Origin of the sequence: Roseivivax isoporae LMG 25204 (assembly GCF_000521865.1) — a bacterium.
In the GTDB taxonomy this organism is placed as follows: domain Bacteria; phylum Pseudomonadota; class Alphaproteobacteria; order Rhodobacterales; family Rhodobacteraceae; genus Roseivivax; species Roseivivax isoporae.
This window is the reverse complement of sequence record NZ_JAME01000016.1, coordinates 1-15,907: the sequence shown is the minus strand read 5'-3', so window position 1 is coordinate 15,907 and position 15,907 is coordinate 1. Positions and strand designations below refer to the sequence as shown.

Here is a 15,907-nt window from a genome sequence, read left to right as displayed (position 1 = left end):
ACGGGCAGGAGGGGCCGTCCGCATGAAGTTCCGGATGCTGGGTATGCTGGCGGCGCTGGTCGTTGCGGCGCTGCCCGCGCGCGCCGACCGCGCCGCCTATCTCGACCTCGCCCGCAAGGGATGGGTCTACGAGTTGCGGACCACCATGGTCGGCCGCGACATGACGATCCCCGTCCGGATCCACGGCCGCTCGCTCGCCGGTGCCGCGCTCTGCATCGTGGGGGAGGCGCCGCATCCGGGCGCGCAGGAGGTGCTCGACGCCTTCGCGGATCTCATGCGCACGGTGCACGGCAAGCCGCTGCCGATGCGCTATGCCGGGTCCAGCGCGCGCCGCTGCGGCACCGGGCGCACGGTGGTGCTGCGGCTCTATTCCGGGCGTCCGCCGAACCTCGCCTTGACCGACGACCTCGCCTGGATGAACAAGACTCTGGCGCTCGGCCTGCCGCCCGGGCGCAGCTACATGGCGACCTCGCCCGCGATGGCGCAGACATTCTTCGGCCGGCGAGGCGCGGGCACGCACCTCATGGTCAAGCAGCCGGGCCCCGGTCGGCTGACCGATCTCGAACGGGCCTTCTACCGCTCGATCCTGATCGAGGAGCTGTTCCAGTCCTTCACCTTCGGCATGGACATCCTGCACTTCGATTCCGACGCGCCCTACCTCTCGAAGCTCGAGGAGTTCCCCGTCAACCTCATGAACCTGCCCTGGGACAGCGCGGCCTTCATGGAGGGTCTGCTCGGCTCGAATCCGACCGGGCTCTGCGAGTTCGACATCCTCATGCTGCACGCAGTGGCGACGGCGCCCATGGAGCGCACGAACGACGCGGCCTTCCTCGACTACGTGGACGACCATTACGACGCTTTCCTGCAGCAGGCCCGGTCCACGCTGGCCGATCTCCGCTTCGACGCGATCACCGATCCAGATTGCCGGGGGCCCGTTGGCGACTGAGACATTGGGCGGTGTTTGAGCGCCGCCCGGCTGGCGCTAAGGTGACCCGAGGGCCCCGCGAACGGGGCAGGGAGGACATCGCCATGGACCAGGCAGCCATTGAGCCGCCGGCACGCGCCGTCGGCGCCCTGACCGCGCATCTCGAATCCGGGCTCGTGGGACACGGGCGGCTGATCGAGCGCCTGCTGATCGGTGTACTCGCGGGCGGCCACCTGCTGGTCGAGGGCGCGCCGGGCCTCGCCAAGACCCGCGCGGTCAAGTGGCTGGCGCAGGCGGTCGACGGCAGCTTCGCCCGCATCCAGTGCACGCCCGACCTGATGCCCTCGGACCTGACCGGCACGCCGGTCTGGCGCCCGCAGGACGGTGTCTTCGAGTTCGTGCCGGGTCCGGTGTTCCACAACCTCGTGCTGGTGGACGAGGTCAACCGCGCGCCCCCCAAGGTGCAGTCCGCCTTGCTCGAGGCGATGGCCGAACGCCAGGTGACCTCGGGCAACGCCACGCATGCGCTGCCCGACCCCTTCCTCGTCGTCGCGACGCAGAACCCGATCGAACACGACGGCACCTTCCCGCTGCCCGAGGCGCAGCTCGACCGGTTCCTGCTGCACGTGATGCTCGAGATGCCGGATCCGGCGACCGAGCGGCGCATCCTCGACCTCGTCGAGGCGGAGACGCAGGGCACGCCCCCGCGTCCCGCCCGGCTGTCGCTCGGCGAACTCGCCACCGCCCGGTCGGAGGCCATGGCGGTGCACCTCTCGCCGCCGCTGCGGGACTACATCGTGCGGCTCGTCACCGCGACGCGCGCCGCGCCCTTCGCCGACGAGGTCGAGCACGCGGTGAGCCCGCGGGGCTCGCTCGCGCTCGCCGCCGCCGCCAAGGCGCGGGCCTGGCTCAAGGGCCGCGACTATGCCCTGCCCGAGGACGTGGCCGACCTCGCGCCCGACGCGCTGGCCCACAGGCTCGTCCTGACATGGCGCGCGGTGGCCGAGGGGCGCACGCCGCGCGCGCTCGTGGCCGACGTGCTGGCGCGGGTCGAGGCGCTGTGACCGACGCGCTTGCGGTGCCGGGCGTCGCGCTTCGTGCCGAGGCGCTGATCGGCCTGCGCCGTGTTGCGCTGGCGCAGGCCGGATCGCCCGCGCTGGCGGCGCTGCCCGGCGGCTTCGTCACCCGCCGGCGCGGCCACGGGCAGGAGGTCGCGGACGTGAGGGAATACGTCCCGGGCGACGACATCCGCCATCTCGACCGCGGCTCGACGGCGCGGACCGGCCGGCTGCACGTGCGGCAGTTCCAGGAGGAGCGCGACCGCGTGACGCTGCTCGTGGCCGACATGCGGCCGTCGATGCTCTGGGGGACCGCGCGCGCGTTCCGATCGGTCGCCGCGGCCGAGGCGCTGGCGCTCGTCGGCTGGCGCACGGTGACCGAGGGCGGGCGCGTCGGGCTCCTCGCCCTGTCGGCGGGCGACCCGGTGGCGGTTCCGGTGCGCGGGCGCAGCCGCGGCATGCTCGACGTGATCGGCGGGCTGGTGCGCGCGCACGAGGCCGCGCTGGCGCTGGCGCTTGCCGGCACCGACCGCGACCCGACGCTGGAACAGGGTCTGACGCGCGTCGAACGCATCGCGCCGCGGGGCGCCGAGGTCGTCATCGCCTCGGGCTTCGACGTGCCCGGACCGGGGCTGTCGGACCGGCTCGCGGCGCTGGCGCAGGGGCGGGTGTCGCGGCTCCTGTCGATCGTCGACGGCGGCGTGCGGCGGCTGCCGCGCGGCATCTACCCGATGCGCCTGCCTGACGGGACCCGCGTCCGGGTGCGTTCGGCGGGTGACCCGGTCCGGCCCGGCACGGCCGAGCCGGTGGCGGGCCTTCCGGTCATCGAGATCGATGCGGCCGAGGCGCCCGACCGCACCGCGCAGACCATCGCGGCGGCCTTTCCCGCCGACCGGGAGCCCTGAGTCCATGGAGCCGCAGGCACGCGCCCTGTCGGAGGAGGCGATGCTCGCCGGCCTGCGCGACATCCGCCTGCCTGCCTCTGCCGCCGGGGGCGCCCCGGCCGAGATGCTGGCGGCGCTCGCCGTCGGGCTCGCGCTCGCGCTCCTCGCGGGGCTCGCCCTGCGCGCGGTGACGGCCCGCCGGCCCGTCGCGCGCGGCACCGGCCTGCGGCAGGCGGTTGCCGAGGCCGCCGCCCTGCCGGACGAGACGCGCCGCCTCGCGCTCCTGCACCTCCTGCGCGACCACGCGCCCGGGCGGCACGCCGAGCTGCGCGCCGCGCTCTACCGGCCCGGCGGCCTGCCCGACGCGGCGACGCTCGAGCGGGAGCTCCTGCGATGATCGACCTCGCGCAGCCCCTAGTCCTCCTGCTCCTGCCGTTGCCATGGCTCGCCGCGCGGTTCCTTCCGGTCCGCGGCGACCGCGGCGGCGCGCTTGCGGTCCCGGACCGCATCGGCCGCGCGCTGATGCAGGGTGCGGGCGCCGCCCCGCGCACCGACCGGCTGGGCCGCTCGGCGCCGTGGGCGGTCTGGGTGCTGATCCTCGTCGCGCTCGCGGGCCCGAGGCAGGTCGCCCCGGTGCCCGCGCTCGAGGTGTCGGGCCGCGACCTCGCCATCGCGCTCGACCTGTCCGGCAGCATGGTGCGCGACGATTTCTGGCTCGACGGGCGCCAGGTCACGCGGATGGAGGCGGTGCAGACCGTCGGCGCGGCCTTCGCGCGCCGCCGCGCCGGCGACCGTGTGGCGCTGATCGTCTTCGGGTCCGAGGCCTATTACGCCGCGCCGTTCTCGTTCGACACCGAGGGCATCGCCCGCCGGATCGAGGAGGCGCAGATCGGCATCTCGGGGCGTGCCACCAACATCTCGGACGCGCTCGGGCTGGCGCTCAAGCGCATGCAGCGCTCGGACGCGGCGACCAAGGTGGTGATCCTCCTGTCGGACGGGGTGAACAACGCGGGCGCCACCAATCCCCGCGGCGTCGCGGGCCTCGCCGCCGAGATGGGCGTGCGGGTGCACACGATCGCGCTCGGGCCGCGCGACCTCCAGACAGCGGAGGAGGGCGAGAACGGCGTCGTCGACGCCGAGACGCTGCGCGCGATCTCCGAGATCTCGGGGGGCGAGAGCTTCCGGGTGCGCACGACCGAGGACCTCGTCGCCGTGGCCGAGGCGCTCGACCGGCTCGAGGCGACCGACAGCGCCGGGCTCGCCGCCGAGATCTACCGCGAGTTCTGGATCTGGCCCGCCGCGCTCGCCGCCTGCCTCTGCCTCGGGCTCGCCTACAGGGAAATCGCATGACCCTGCCCGACCTCACGCTCCTGCGGCCGCTCTGGCTGCTCCTGCTGCCAGCGCTCGCGGTCGCTGCATGGATGCTGCGGCGGCGCGCGGTCGGGATCGGCGACTGGGCGCGGGCGGTCGACCCGGCGCTCCTGCAGGCGATGCGCGCGCTCGGCCGCGTCAGCCCGGGACAGGGCGGCATGGCGGGCGGCGCGGCCCTGTGCGCGGCGGCGCTGATCGCGGTGGCGCTGTCCGGGCCGGCGGTCGAGCGGCGAAACGCCACGGCGTTCCGCAACCTCGATGGCGTCGTCTTCGTGATCGACGTCTCGCGCTCGGCGGCCGAGGACGCGCGCTGGCCGCAGGTGGTGACCATGGGCCGGTTCGGCATCGCGGCGCTGGGCAGCCGTCCCGCGGGGCTCGTGGTCTACGCGGGCGACGCCTATGTGGCGACAGACATGACCGCGGACACCGCGCAGCTTGGCCAGACGGTCTCGCTCCTCGGCGCGGAGACGGTGCCCGATCCCGGCTCGCGCCCGGAGCGCGCGCTGGCGCTCGCACGGCAGATGCTCGACGAGGCCGACGTGCTGGCCGGCGACGTGGTGATGCTGACCGATGGCGGCGGGCTCGGCCCCGCCGCGCTTCAGGAGGCTGCCGCCATGGCCGGCCGCGGCGCGCGCCTCTCGGTCGTCGCGCCGGATGCCGGTCCGGAAGTACAGACGCTGGCCGCGACCGGGGGCGGGCGGGTCTTCACGCTCGCGGACACCGACGCGCTGGCCGGATGGATCGGCGGCGAGGGCCGCGACCGGCTGGAGCTGCAGGACTGGCCGCTCCTTTTCTGGTCCGACCTCGGGCGCTGGCTCCTCGCGCTCGCGCTGGTGCCCGCGTTCCTCCTGTTCCGCAGGACCGCCCGGTGATCCGCGCGCTCGCCCTCGCCCTCGTGGCGACCGCCGCCGCGGCGTCGGCGCTGGGCGGGCCCGCACCGTTCGGGCGGCTCCTGCTCGCCGCGGGGCTGCCGGGTCTCGCCGCGCCGCTGCTCTCTGACCCGGCGTGGAAGGGCGTCGCGCTCTACCGCGCGGGCGACATGGATGAGGCGGCGCGCGCCTTCCGTGCTGCGCGTGCCTACCACAATCTCGGCAATGCCGAGGCGCAGGCCGGCCGCCATGCCGCCGCGCTCGAGGCTTTCGACGTGGGCCGCCGCGCGGGCGACGCGGACTCGGCCGCGAACTTCGACCTCGTCGCGGCGTATTACGCGGGCCTCGGTCTCGAGGCGGGCGAGGCGGTCGCCTGGTTCAGCGAGAGGGACGAGGGCCCCGAGATGGACGCGCCCACCGGCAAGGGATCGGGTCGTGCCGCGGGCACCGGGTCGGAAAGCACCAATGCCGGCGCGCTTCTCGGCCTGCCCGAGCTCGAGAGCCGCGGCCGGCTGGGCGTGCGGCGGGTCTTCGACGACACCTTCATGGTGGCGAACGAGCGCTGGCTGCAGCACCTCGCCGACGTGCCCGGCGAATACCTGGCCGAGCGCATCGCCTTCGAGCGCAAGCGCCGCGAGGCGCTGGGCCTCACCCTGCCCGACCCGGAGGATCCGCGATGATCGCCCGTCTCGCCACGTTCCTCCTCCTCGTGCTGCTGGCCCTGCCCACGCACCTGCACGCGCAGTCGCGAGAGGTCCACCCGGGCGAGCTGGAGCTGACGGTGACGCTCGCGAACGGGGCCGCCACCCGCTACACGCAGGAGATGGTGCTCATCACCATCCACGGGGTCTATCGCCGCCACATCACCCGCGAGACGCTCGAGCAGCCCGACCTCGACGGTTTCAACTGGACCCAGCTTGGCCCCGACACGTGGTACGAGACGCTCGAGAACGGCAAGCGGGTCAAGAACTTCAAGCGGGTGATGGCGCTCTACCCGGACCGGCCGGGCGCGCTGACCATCGGGCCCTTCACCCACCGGCTGACGCTGATCGACGAGGGTGACGACTGGTTCGACCACGCGATCGAGAGTGCCCCGATCACGGTCGACGTCGAGCCCGCGCCGCTTCTGCCCGAGGGCGAGTGGTGGTTCCCGGTCCGGCGGCTGCAGGTCTCGGACGACTGGTCGAACGCGCCCGACCAGCTCAAGCCCGGCGAGGGCGTGCTGCGTGTCATCCGCATCGAGGCGGTCGGCGCCACGCCCGAGATGATCCCGCCGATGCCGGAGCTCGTCTCGCCCTCCGCCATGATCTTTCCACATCCCGAGAAGCGGTTCGTGGAGCTGTCGCCCGAGGGGCCGGTGACCTATGCCTTCTGGCGCTGGACCGTGCGGCCGACCGATACGGCATCGACGATCCTCGAGCCCATCCGTGTCGCCTATTTCGACACCCGTGCGCGCGCGCAGCGCACGGTCACGATCGGCGCGCAGCGCGTGGCCTACGACGACAGCGTGGCCGAGATCGCGGCCATCGCGCCGCCGGGCACGCCCGTGCGGCTTGCCGCGCTGCCCATGGCGGCCGCTTCCCTCCTAGGCTTCGGCGCTGGGCTTGCGCTGCTGTTGTCCGGGCGGCGCTACGCGGGGTTTGCCGCCGCGCTGCGCAACGGTCCCCTCGACCCGCTCGCGCGCCAGGCCCGGCGGGCCGCGCGGCGGGGCGATGCGGCGGGCCTGCGCCGTGCGGCGGTCGCGCTCCTGCGCCGGGACGGGCCGGACCCGGGCCGGCAAGCGGCGCTCGCGGCGCTCGATCAAGCGCTTTTTGCACCGGGCGGCGGCGGGATCGACTTGCGCGCGCTGGCCGCACGGGTTGTCCGTCGGAGCCCATAGGCCGATACTTATTGCGGCCTTGTCCGAATCCGCGCCCGCCCGCACCGTCGTTGCGGCCGGGCGCATCACGTCATTGTGCGCACCCCGGCCCAAGAGGGAGGAAGAAATGGGATTGTTCTCGAGCCTTTTCGGTGGGGGATCCACCAAGACGGAACCGTCTAAGCCGGCCGCGCCCGAGGCGCCGACCGGCACGTCGATCCATCCCGCGGTCGATCACGGCGTGAAGCCGGGCTCGTCCGCCTTTGCCGGCGGCACGCTCCGCTGCCACTGCAAGTCCGAGCCGGTCGAGGTCGCGGTGGGCGGCCAGACCGCCCACAACCATGTCTGCGGCTGCACGAAGTGCTGGAAACCCGCGGGCGCGACCTTCAGCCAGGTGGCCGTGGTCGGCAGCGACAAGGTCAGCGTCGTCCGCAACGGCGAGAAGCTCGACCGCGTCGATCCCTATGCGACGATCCAGCGCTATGCCTGCAAGGGCTGCGGCGTGCACATGTTCGGTCGGATCGAGAATACCGAGCACCCGTTCTACGGGCTCGATTTCGTGCACACCGAACTGTCCGACGAGGACGGCTGGTCGCCCGCGGAATTCGCGGCCTTCGTGTCCTCGATCATCGAGTCGGGCGTCCGCCCGGAAAAGATGGACGGCATCCGCGCGCGGCTGACGGAACTGGGGCTCGAACCCTACGACTGCCTGTCCCCGCCGCTGATGGACGCGATCTCGACCCACGTGGCGAAACGCAGCGGCGCGCTGTCCTGAACCGCTTCGCGCGGGGCGGCACGCGCACCCTGCCGCCCATGCTGCGCCGCCGCGAGCGGCGCAGTTGCGCCTGTCGGATCAACCGCGCTACGCTTCGCGCGGGAGGACTTGCCGAATGAAACACGACATCCCGACTCAGCCGGTCGGACGTATCCGGTCGGTGGTGATCGTCGACGATCATCCGCTCTATTCCGATGCCCTGTCCGCCACGCTGAAGCTCGCGTTCCCGTCCTGCGAGGTCGAGACCGCGAACACGCTGGCCGCCGCGCTCGACCTCATCGACCGCGGCATCTCGCCGGACCTCGTGATGTTCGACCTCAAGCTGCCGGACGTTCACGGGATCTCGGGCTTCCAGACCCTGCGCGACCGCGTTCCGGACACGCCGATCCTCGTGATCTCGTCGCTGACCTCGGTCGAGGTGGTGCGCGCGCTCATGGCCGAGGGGGCCGCGGGCTACCTGCCCAAGGACGCCTCGGCCTCGGTGCTGCGCGCGGTGCTGCGCGACGTGAGCGCGGGGCGCAAATACGTGCCCAAGGACTATCGCGGCGCCGAGGGCCGCGCGCCCGCGGACGCGATCTGTTCCAGCGTGCATCCGAAACTCGCCGAGCTCACGCCGCAGCAGGCCCGCATCATGAAGCTCATCTGCGCCGGCAAGCCCAACAAGCAGATCGCCTACGAGCTCAATCTCGCCGAGGCGACGGTCAAGGCGCACATCACCGCGCTCCTGCGCCGGCTCGGCGTGCAGAACCGCACGCAGGCCGCGGTCATGGTCGAGGCGGCACAGCTCGAGGGCGCGGCGGGCGATCCGGATGCCCGCGCCTTCCTCAGCCAGTAGGCGCGCCATGACCGACAGCGCGGGCCACCCGTCCCACGTGCGCGTGGGCCTGTCGCACGACGCCGATCCGGCACGGGCGGTGGCCGAGGCGGCGGGCCAGTTCGATGCCTCCGAGGCGTGCTTCGTGCTCGCCTTCGTGCCCGAGGGCCCGGCGCATGACGAGCTGGCCGAGGCGCTCGCGCGGCACCTGCCGGGCATCCCGGTCTTCGGCTGCACGACCGCCGGCCAGATCACGACCCACGGCTACGACACCGACGCGCTTCTCCTCCTCGCGTTCCCGCGGCGGCATTTCCGCTGCGCGTCGCTGCTGATCGAGCCGCTCAAGCCCCTGTCGATCAAGTCCATCGCCGAGGAGGCGCGGCGCCACGACGCACGGTTCCAGCACACCGCCGGATGGTCCCGGCTCGGCCTCATCTTCGCCGACGGGCTGTCCAAGCAGGAGGACGTGCTCGTCTCGACCCTGCAGACCGCGCTCGAGGAGGTGCCGATCTTCGGCGGCTCGGCCGGCAACGGGCTCGATTTCCGCGAGACGTTCGTGCTGCACGGCAATGTCTTCCGCACCAACGCGGCGCTTCTCGTGCTGCTCGAGACCGATCTCGGCTTCAAGGGCCTGGGTTTCGACCACTTCCTGCCGACCGACACGCAGATGGTCGTGACCGACGCGGTACCCGAGGAACGGCTGGTGCTGGAGCTGAACGGCGCGCCGGCGGCGCCGGAATATGCCCGGCTGATCGGTTGTCCGGTCGATCGGCTGTCGCCGCAGGTCTTTGCCGAGAACCCGATCCTCGTGCGGCAGAACATGGCCTACCACGTACGCGCGATCCAGGGCGCGCCGGACGGTCTCGCGCTGTCCTTCCTGTCGGCGATCGACGACGGGCTCCTGCTGACGCTCGGGCGGGGCAAGGCGATCCTCGAGACGCTCGACGCGGGGCTCGACGTGACCGGCGAGGGCGGACGCACTCCCGACTTCATCCTCGGCTTCGACTGCGTGCTGCGCAAGCTCGAGATCGAGCAGAAACAGCTGACCCAGCCCGTCTCCGAGATTTTCCGGCGACGGCGCGTCCTCGGCTTCAACACCTATGGCGAGCAGCACCGCGGCGTGCACGTGAACCAGACCTTCGTGGGCGTCGCCTTCTTCGAGCCGCGGCAGCGGCAGATCGCATGATCGACCCCGACGCCCCGCTCCAGGAACAGCTCGAGCGCCAGGCCCGGATCATCGACGCGCTGGTGCGCCGCGCCAACCGCCAGCACGAGATCGGCACCTCGGCCTACAGTGCCTTCCAGTCGGCCATCGCCCTGCAGGGCCAGGTCTGGGCCAAGACCCGCGACCTCGAACGCGCCGCGAACGAGCTCGAGAGCGTCCGCCACGAGCGCGAGCGCACGCGCAAGAACCTGAGCGACGCGCTGTCGGCGATGGAGGGGGGCTTCGCGCTCTTCACCAACGGGCGGCTCGAGGTCTGCAACGACCTGTTCCAGTCGCTCCTGCCCGACGTGCAGCCGCACGTGGTGCCGGGGCTCGGGATCGAGGACTATTTCGACGCCCTGACGCAAAGCGTGCATGTCCGAAGCACCGAGGGCCGGCTGCGGTCGTCGGTGTCGAAGGCGCGCGGCGGCCCGGTCGGCGCGTCCGTCTTGTCGTTCGTGATCGAACTGTCCGGCGACCGCTGGTTCCAGTTCAGCCTGCAGCGCACCTCGGACGAGAACGTGGTGATCCTGCAGGCCGAGATCACCGGCATCGTGCGCCAGAACCGGCTGGAGAAGGAAAGCCTGATCGACCGTCAGGCGCACTACCTGCAGGCGGCGTTCGAGACCATGTCCTCGGGCATCTGCACCTTCAGCGAGGCGGGCGAGGTCATCCTGCACAACACGCGGTTCCGCGAGTTGCTGGGCCTGCCCTTCACGCTGGTGCAGAAGGGCACGCAGCTGTCGCAGATCCTCGACTACATGCGTCAGAAGGCGCTGATCCGCGACGCGGCCGATGTGGACTTCGACGCCTGGGCCGACCGGATCGGGCGGCAGGACAGTTTCCGCAAGCGCATCCGGCACGCGGGCGGCCGCGTGCTCGACCTGCACGCGCATGCCATGCCCGACCAGGGCTTCATGATCGACGTGAAGGACGTGACGCTCGAAAGCCGCGCGACCGAGATGCTGGAAAAGCGCGTCGAGGAACGCACCGCCGAGCTGACCCGCGCCAACCGCCGCCTGACCGCGCAATACGAGGCCCAGGCGCGGGTGGAGGAGGAATTGCGGCTCGCCAAGGAACGTGCCGAGGCGGCGGTGTCGTCCAAGACGCGCTTCCTCGCCGCGGCGAGCCATGACCTGCTGCAGCCGATCAACGCGGCGAAGCTCCTGATCTCGACGCTGCGCGACGGGCTCGAGGGCTCGCCGCTGGCGCGGACCGGCGAACGGCTCGACGGCTGCTTCATGTCGATCGAGCACCTTCTGCACGCGCTGCTCGACATCTCGCGGCTCGACAGCACCGATGCGGCGCTGACCCCGTCGGATGTCTGCCTCGGCACGCTGATCCAGGGCGTGATCGAGGACCAGGAACCCGTCGCCGCGAAGAAGGGCGTGCGGCTCGACTGGGTGCCCTGTTCGGCCTTCGTGCGCTCGGACCAGCGCTACCTGATGCGGTCGATCCAGAACCTCGTGGTGAACGCCATCCAGTACACCGATCCCGGCGGCCGCGTGCTGGTGGGCTGCCGGCGTCGCGGGTCGACCGTGGTGCTCGAGGTCTGGGATACCGGGCTCGGCATCGGGCTCGAGGACCAGAAGCGCATCTTCGAGGAATTCGCCCGCGCCCGGAACGTTCCCTTCGGGTCGGGCATGGGGCTCGGGCTTTCCATCGTCGAACGGACCTGCCGGCACATGGGCCACAAGGTGCGCGTGCGCTCCAAGCCCGGCGTGGGCTCGGTCTTCTCGATCGAGATGGCGATGGTCCCGGGCACCCGTTCCGCCTCGCCCGAGGAAGGGGCGCTGGTGCGCGCGGGCGGCGACAGCGCCGCGGACCTCATCGCGCTCGTGGTCGAGAATGACGCCGACGTCCTCTTCGCCACGACCCAGAAGCTCGAATCGTGGGGGGCGAGCGTGCTCGGGGCGTCATCGACCGAGGAGGCGCTGGGCCTCGTGCACGACATCGGCATGCCGCCCGACATCGTCCTGGCCGATTACCAGCTCGACGGCGACGATACCGGCATCCGCACGATCGAGGCGATCCGCGCGGCCACCGGCGTCAAGGTGCCGGCGATCATGATCACCGCCGACCGCAGCGACGCGCTCCTGCGCCGCGGCGCCGAGATCGGCTTTGCCGTGCTGACGAAGCCCGTGCAGCTGTCGCGCCTGCGGCCCCTGATCGACTGGAAGACGCGCTGGCAGGCGCCCGATCCGCCGGCCGCCGCAACCGCCACCGACAAAAGTCGGCCCTGACAGCCGCCGCGCGGCGGCTAGGCTGCAGCCCTGGGAGGAACCATCATGCGACACATACTGGCCCTGATCGGTGCCGTCGTGCTGCTGGCCGGACCGCTTGTCGGTGCCGCCGCCGCGCAGAACGCCGGCACCGCCACCTACGACCTGCTGTTCCGCAACGGCACGCTCGACGATCTCGCGCGCGACACGGCGCTGGTCTACGACCGCACGGTGGCGAACCGCGCCAAGCCCGAGGCGGCCACCCGCGACACCGGCACCATCGCGCTGTCCTTTTCCGAGACGGACGGCAAGGAGGTGGCGACCCTGCAGTTCCGGCAGGACGGCAAGCACCGCAACCTCGGATCGTTCCCGGCGAGCGTCGGCAACCCGATGATCATGTTCTTCTACGAGACCGTGGTGCGCGACATGGCCGAGGCCGCGGGCGGCAGCCCGTTCTACATCCGCAACCGGGTCAAGGATTCGCTGATCCAGCCTGCTGAGGTCACCCGCGGCACCGCGACCTTCGAGGGCGCGGAGGTCGAGACCGTGACCGTGACGCTGCGGCCCTTCGCCGAGGATCCGAACCGCGCGCAGATGTCGGGCTTCGGCGATCTCGCGCTGGCGGTGACCATGTCCGAGGCGGTGCCGGGCTGGTACCTGACGCTCGCCGCCGAGGCACCGCATCCCGAGGGGGGCGACCCGATCTACCGCTCGGTCATCGCCTTCGACGGGCTGGAGGACACGCAATGACCCGCCGCATCGCGCCCCTCCTCGCCGGTCTCCTCGCGCTCGCCGGCGGCGCGCAGGCGCAGTCGGTTGCCGACCGGCTGAACGACTATCCGACCGTCGCCCGCGCCGACTACGTCTTTGCCTGCATGGCGACGAACGGCCAGACCCGCCGGGTGCTCGAGCAATGCGCCTGCTCGATCGACGAGATCGCCAACATCCTGCCCTACGAGGCCTACGTCGCGGCCGAGACGGTGCTGGAGATGCGGCAGGTGGGCGGCGAACGCACCTCGATCTTCCGCAGCGCTGCCAGCGCCACCGAACAGGTCGCGGACCTGCGCCGCGCGCAGGCCGAGGCCGAGATCGTCTGTTTCTGATCCGCGGGGCCGGGCGGCGCACCGGCCGGCCGGGTCAGCTGGCGGCGTCCTTGGGCAGGTCGTGTTCGAACACGTTGCCCTCGGTATCCGTGGCGCGCACGCTCAGCGACGTCGCGCCGTTGTCCGCATAGGAGAAGCGGAAGACCGGGTTCTCGCTGATCGAGATGCCGCCGGTCATCGAGAACAGCAGTTCCTCGCCCTGCCGGACTTCCAGCGTGTCGATGAAATGCGCCGGGATGAAAAGCTGCGTGATCTGGTCGCGCTGCAGCCCCGAATAGTTCGGGTGCCGGATCATCACCTGCGCCTCGCGCCGCGGTGTCGACAGCGCGGCCGTCTCGCCGAAGAGCTTGAGCTTCATCTGGCCCATCGCGGCCAGCGCCACCTCCGGGTCCCGGCTCGCCGGCGCCGAGCATCCGCCCGAGGCCTTCACGAACCGGCCGTCCATGAACAGCCCGTCCTCGGTCTCGGCGATGACGCGGACGTTCGAGTACTGGTTCACCCGCACGCGCAGCTCGAAATCGAGCGGCGCCATCGCGGGCCCGAAGGTGAACGTGCCCGCCACGGGGGCGGGGTTCTCGTCGACGATCACGGTCGCGCCGGTGATGGTGGCACCGGGATCCGTCTGCGTGATCGTCAGCGGCACGGTGGCCGCGTCGTGCGCGCGGTAGGGCGCGTCGACGGCGAAGAGCGCGTCGCCCGGCGCGATCTCCGCGTCGCCCACGACGTCGCCGCGCAGCTCTTCCCAGGTGGGGCCGTCTTCCAGCGGATTGGCGGCGGTGTCTGCCGCCGCGCCGCCTGCCCCCGCGCCGATCAGTGCCGACGCCAGGGCCGCGATCAGGGTTCTGTGTGCCATGCGCCTCCTCCGAGCATGGATTATCCGGCGAACATGCCACATCATGGGTGGGATTGATACGCCGCCCTTGGTCGGGGGGCGGCATCGCCCGTGCGAGGTCCCATGTACGAAGCGATCCTCACCCTCTGTCTCGCCGCCGCCGGCCAGGAGGTCTGCCGCGACACGCTCCTGCCCGGATACGAGGCCGAGACCGAGGACGCCTGCACCGCGCAACTCGCCGCCCGCCCGCCCGCCGCGGACCGCGCGCCGCTCGTCGCCCGCGGCGCCCCCCGCTGCGCGCCCGCGGGGCCCGCGCTCGCGGTGACCGAGATCGCGCCGGGCGTCTTCGTGCACGTGGGCGCGATCGCCGAGCCCGACGCGGCGAATGGCGGCGATGTCGCGAATCTGGGCTTCGTCATCGGCGAGGCGGGCGTCGCCGCGATCGACGCCGGCAGCACCCGGGCGGTCGCAGAGGGCCTCTGGCGCGCGATCCGGGCGCGGACCGACCTGCCGGTCAGTCATCTCGTGCTGACCCACATGCATCCCGATCACGTCCTCGGCGCGCCGCTCTTCACCGAGGCGGGGGCACAGGTCGCGGGCCATGCGGGGCTCGACCGCGCGCTCGCGGACCGTGGCGCCACCTATCTGGAAAGCCTCGCGCGGCTCGTCGGGCCGCAGGCGGCGCTCGGATCGGGGGTCGTGGCAGTCGATTTGCCGGTCGAAGGGATGGGCGAGATCGACCTCGGCGGTCGCGTCCTCGCGCTCCGCGCCTGGCCGCCCGCCCATACCGGCACCGACCTGACGGCGACCGACCCGCAGACCGGCACGGTCTTTGCCGGCGACCTGGTGTTCGACCGGCATGCGCCGGCGCTCGACGGCAGCCTGCGCGGCTGGCAGGCGGTCCTCGAGACGATGAGGGCCGAGCCGCACGACCGTGTCGTGCCCGGCCACGGCGCCGCTACGCTCGACTGGCCGGACGGGGCCGCGCCGCTCGTGCGCTATCTCGACCGCCTCGCCGCCGACACGCGCGCGGCGCTCGACGCAGGTGAACGGCTGTCCGAGGCGGTCGATCACGTGGCGGCGGACGAGGCGCCGCACTGGCAGCTCTTCGAGGCCTACAACCCCCGCAACGCCACCGTCGCCTTCACCGAGCTCGAATGGGAATGAGCCGCGGCCTCAGTCGGTGGCCGCGGTCTGCAGCATCTGCGCCAGCGCGTAGAGCCGCTTTTCCAACAGGACCGGCGTCTCGCATACGTAGGTGAGCGTCCTCTGGCGGTCGGTGTAGATGCGCTCGTCCCAGGCGAGCTGTTCCTCGATCTCGTCCACGCGGTCGTAATCGGGCTCGTCGGCCTGCATCAGCGTGTCCATCTCGGCCCGCGCCGCGTCGATGCGCTTGGACAGGGCGATCTGGCTCAGCGAGAACTCGGCGATGCCGTCCATCACGCGGGTCCGCCGCGTCGACAGGTGGTCGAAGACGCGCAGGAAGGTCTGCCCCAGCAGCACGGGATCCCCGCCATGCGCCTCGGCGAAGGCCGCAACCCGCGTCCCGGCCTCCTCGAGGTCGATGCGCCGCAGCGCCAGCGTGTCGGCAAGCTCGGCGACCGCGTCGTCCTCGGCCTCGGACAGCTCGCGCTCGGCGGCGGCAGGATCCATCGGCCACATCAGCGCGGGCGACAGCGACTCGACCTTGCGCTGGATGCAGGGCCAGGTCGGGTCCGAGAAATCGGCGCCGAATGCGGGCCCGGCGAGCGTCAGCGCGAGAAGCCCGCAGGCGATCTTTCGGCTCATGTCTGTGCTCCTCTCTCCCTGCCCGGAACTATGGTCCGGCACCGCCCCCAAGTCCATCGGACCCAATACCCACCATTGTCTGAGTTGTTTGGAAAACCGGGCTGCCCGCATAGTTCGCGAGGATGCCGCGAAGAGCATCAGGCCCGCAGTGGCCGGACGAAAGCCCTTGGGAGGATGCCTGCATGAAAACCCGTGCGGCGGTTG

Annotated in this window: 17 protein-coding genes; 15 read left to right on the top strand and 2 right to left on the bottom strand. The window is 71.9% G+C overall.

The features are described 5' to 3' along the window. The first annotated feature begins 22 nt into the window (after window positions 1–22). From RISW2_RS11500 to RISW2_RS11435, 14 genes are all read left to right on the top strand, one after another. Window positions 23–946 carry a hypothetical protein gene (locus RISW2_RS11500; protein ID WP_043771007.1) on the top strand — a complete coding sequence of 308 codons (924 nt, stop codon included), beginning with the start codon at window positions 23–25 and terminating at the stop codon, window positions 944–946. An 83-nt stretch (window positions 947–1,029) separates the two neighbouring features. Continuing rightward, window positions 1,030–1,989, top strand: coding sequence for an AAA family ATPase (locus RISW2_RS11495; protein ID WP_043771003.1), 960 nt, complete (start codon window positions 1,030–1,032; stop codon window positions 1,987–1,989). Further along, entirely contained in the window at window positions 1,986–2,888 is a 903-nt protein-coding gene (locus RISW2_RS11490) for a DUF58 domain-containing protein (RefSeq protein ID WP_043771000.1), read from the top strand. Before RISW2_RS11495 ends, RISW2_RS11490 begins: the two co-directional genes overlap by 4 nt. 4 nt (window positions 2,889–2,892) lie before the next feature. Then, on the top strand, window positions 2,893–3,264 hold the full coding sequence (locus RISW2_RS11485; RefSeq protein ID WP_043770995.1) for a hypothetical protein: 372 nt from the start codon (window positions 2,893–2,895) through the stop codon (window positions 3,262–3,264). Continuing rightward, a complete protein-coding gene (locus RISW2_RS11480; RefSeq protein WP_043770990.1) occupies window positions 3,261–4,217 on the top strand; it encodes a VWA domain-containing protein in 957 nt (318 codons plus the stop codon). Before RISW2_RS11485 ends, RISW2_RS11480 begins: the two co-directional genes overlap by 4 nt. Further along, window positions 4,214–5,110, top strand: coding sequence for a VWA domain-containing protein (locus RISW2_RS11475; RefSeq protein ID WP_043770987.1), 897 nt, complete (start codon window positions 4,214–4,216; stop codon window positions 5,108–5,110). The genes RISW2_RS11480 and RISW2_RS11475 overlap by 4 nt, the downstream gene beginning before the upstream one ends. Further along, on the top strand, window positions 5,107–5,787 hold the full coding sequence (locus tag RISW2_RS11470; RefSeq protein ID WP_244437551.1) for a hypothetical protein: 681 nt from the start codon (window positions 5,107–5,109) through the stop codon (window positions 5,785–5,787). Before RISW2_RS11475 ends, RISW2_RS11470 begins: the two co-directional genes overlap by 4 nt. Further along, window positions 5,784–6,986, top strand: coding sequence for a BatD family protein (locus tag RISW2_RS11465; RefSeq protein WP_043770984.1), 1,203 nt, complete (start codon window positions 5,784–5,786; stop codon window positions 6,984–6,986). The genes RISW2_RS11470 and RISW2_RS11465 overlap by 4 nt, the downstream gene beginning before the upstream one ends. A 106-nt stretch (window positions 6,987–7,092) precedes the next feature. After that, a complete protein-coding gene (gfa, locus tag RISW2_RS11460; protein ID WP_084615359.1) occupies window positions 7,093–7,740 on the top strand; it encodes an S-(hydroxymethyl)glutathione synthase in 648 nt (215 codons plus the stop codon). A gap of 115 nt (window positions 7,741–7,855) precedes the next feature. Beyond that, on the top strand, window positions 7,856–8,575 hold the full coding sequence (locus RISW2_RS11455; RefSeq protein WP_051491965.1) for a LuxR C-terminal-related transcriptional regulator: 720 nt from the start codon (window positions 7,856–7,858) through the stop codon (window positions 8,573–8,575). Between the two features lie 7 nt (window positions 8,576–8,582). Beyond that, window positions 8,583–9,740: an FIST N-terminal domain-containing protein gene (locus RISW2_RS11450; protein WP_043770980.1), complete on the top strand. Its 1,158-nt coding sequence runs from the start codon at window positions 8,583–8,585 to the stop codon at window positions 9,738–9,740. Then, entirely contained in the window at window positions 9,737–12,001 is a 2,265-nt protein-coding gene (locus RISW2_RS11445; RefSeq protein WP_051491964.1) for a hybrid sensor histidine kinase/response regulator, read from the top strand. Before RISW2_RS11450 ends, RISW2_RS11445 begins: the two co-directional genes overlap by 4 nt. Before the next feature lie 45 nt (window positions 12,002–12,046). Beyond that, window positions 12,047–12,730, top strand: a complete 684-nt coding sequence (locus RISW2_RS11440; RefSeq protein ID WP_043770976.1) for a hypothetical protein — start codon at window positions 12,047–12,049, stop codon at window positions 12,728–12,730. Further along, window positions 12,727–13,083, top strand: a complete 357-nt coding sequence (locus tag RISW2_RS11435; RefSeq protein WP_043770974.1) for a hypothetical protein — start codon at window positions 12,727–12,729, stop codon at window positions 13,081–13,083. Before RISW2_RS11440 ends, RISW2_RS11435 begins: the two co-directional genes overlap by 4 nt. Window positions 13,084–13,117: 34 nt before the next feature. On the opposite strand, the gene RISW2_RS11430 is transcribed toward RISW2_RS11435, so the two are convergent. After that, on the bottom strand, window positions 13,118–13,936 hold the full coding sequence (locus RISW2_RS11430) for a quinoprotein dehydrogenase-associated SoxYZ-like carrier (RefSeq protein ID WP_043770971.1): 819 nt from the start codon (window positions 13,934–13,936) through the stop codon (window positions 13,118–13,120). Window positions 13,937–14,038: 102 nt separating this feature from the next. Here RISW2_RS11430 and RISW2_RS11425 point away from each other — a divergent pair, with 102 nt between their 5' ends. Beyond that, a complete protein-coding gene (locus tag RISW2_RS11425; RefSeq protein WP_043770965.1) occupies window positions 14,039–15,082 on the top strand; it encodes a quinoprotein relay system zinc metallohydrolase 2 in 1,044 nt (347 codons plus the stop codon). Window positions 15,083–15,091: 9 nt separating this feature from the next. Here RISW2_RS11425 and RISW2_RS11420 read toward each other — a convergent pair whose 3' ends face one another. Next, entirely contained in the window at window positions 15,092–15,703 is a 612-nt protein-coding gene (locus RISW2_RS11420; RefSeq protein WP_043770963.1) for a hypothetical protein, read from the bottom strand. Window positions 15,704–15,907: the final 204 nt, after the last annotated feature.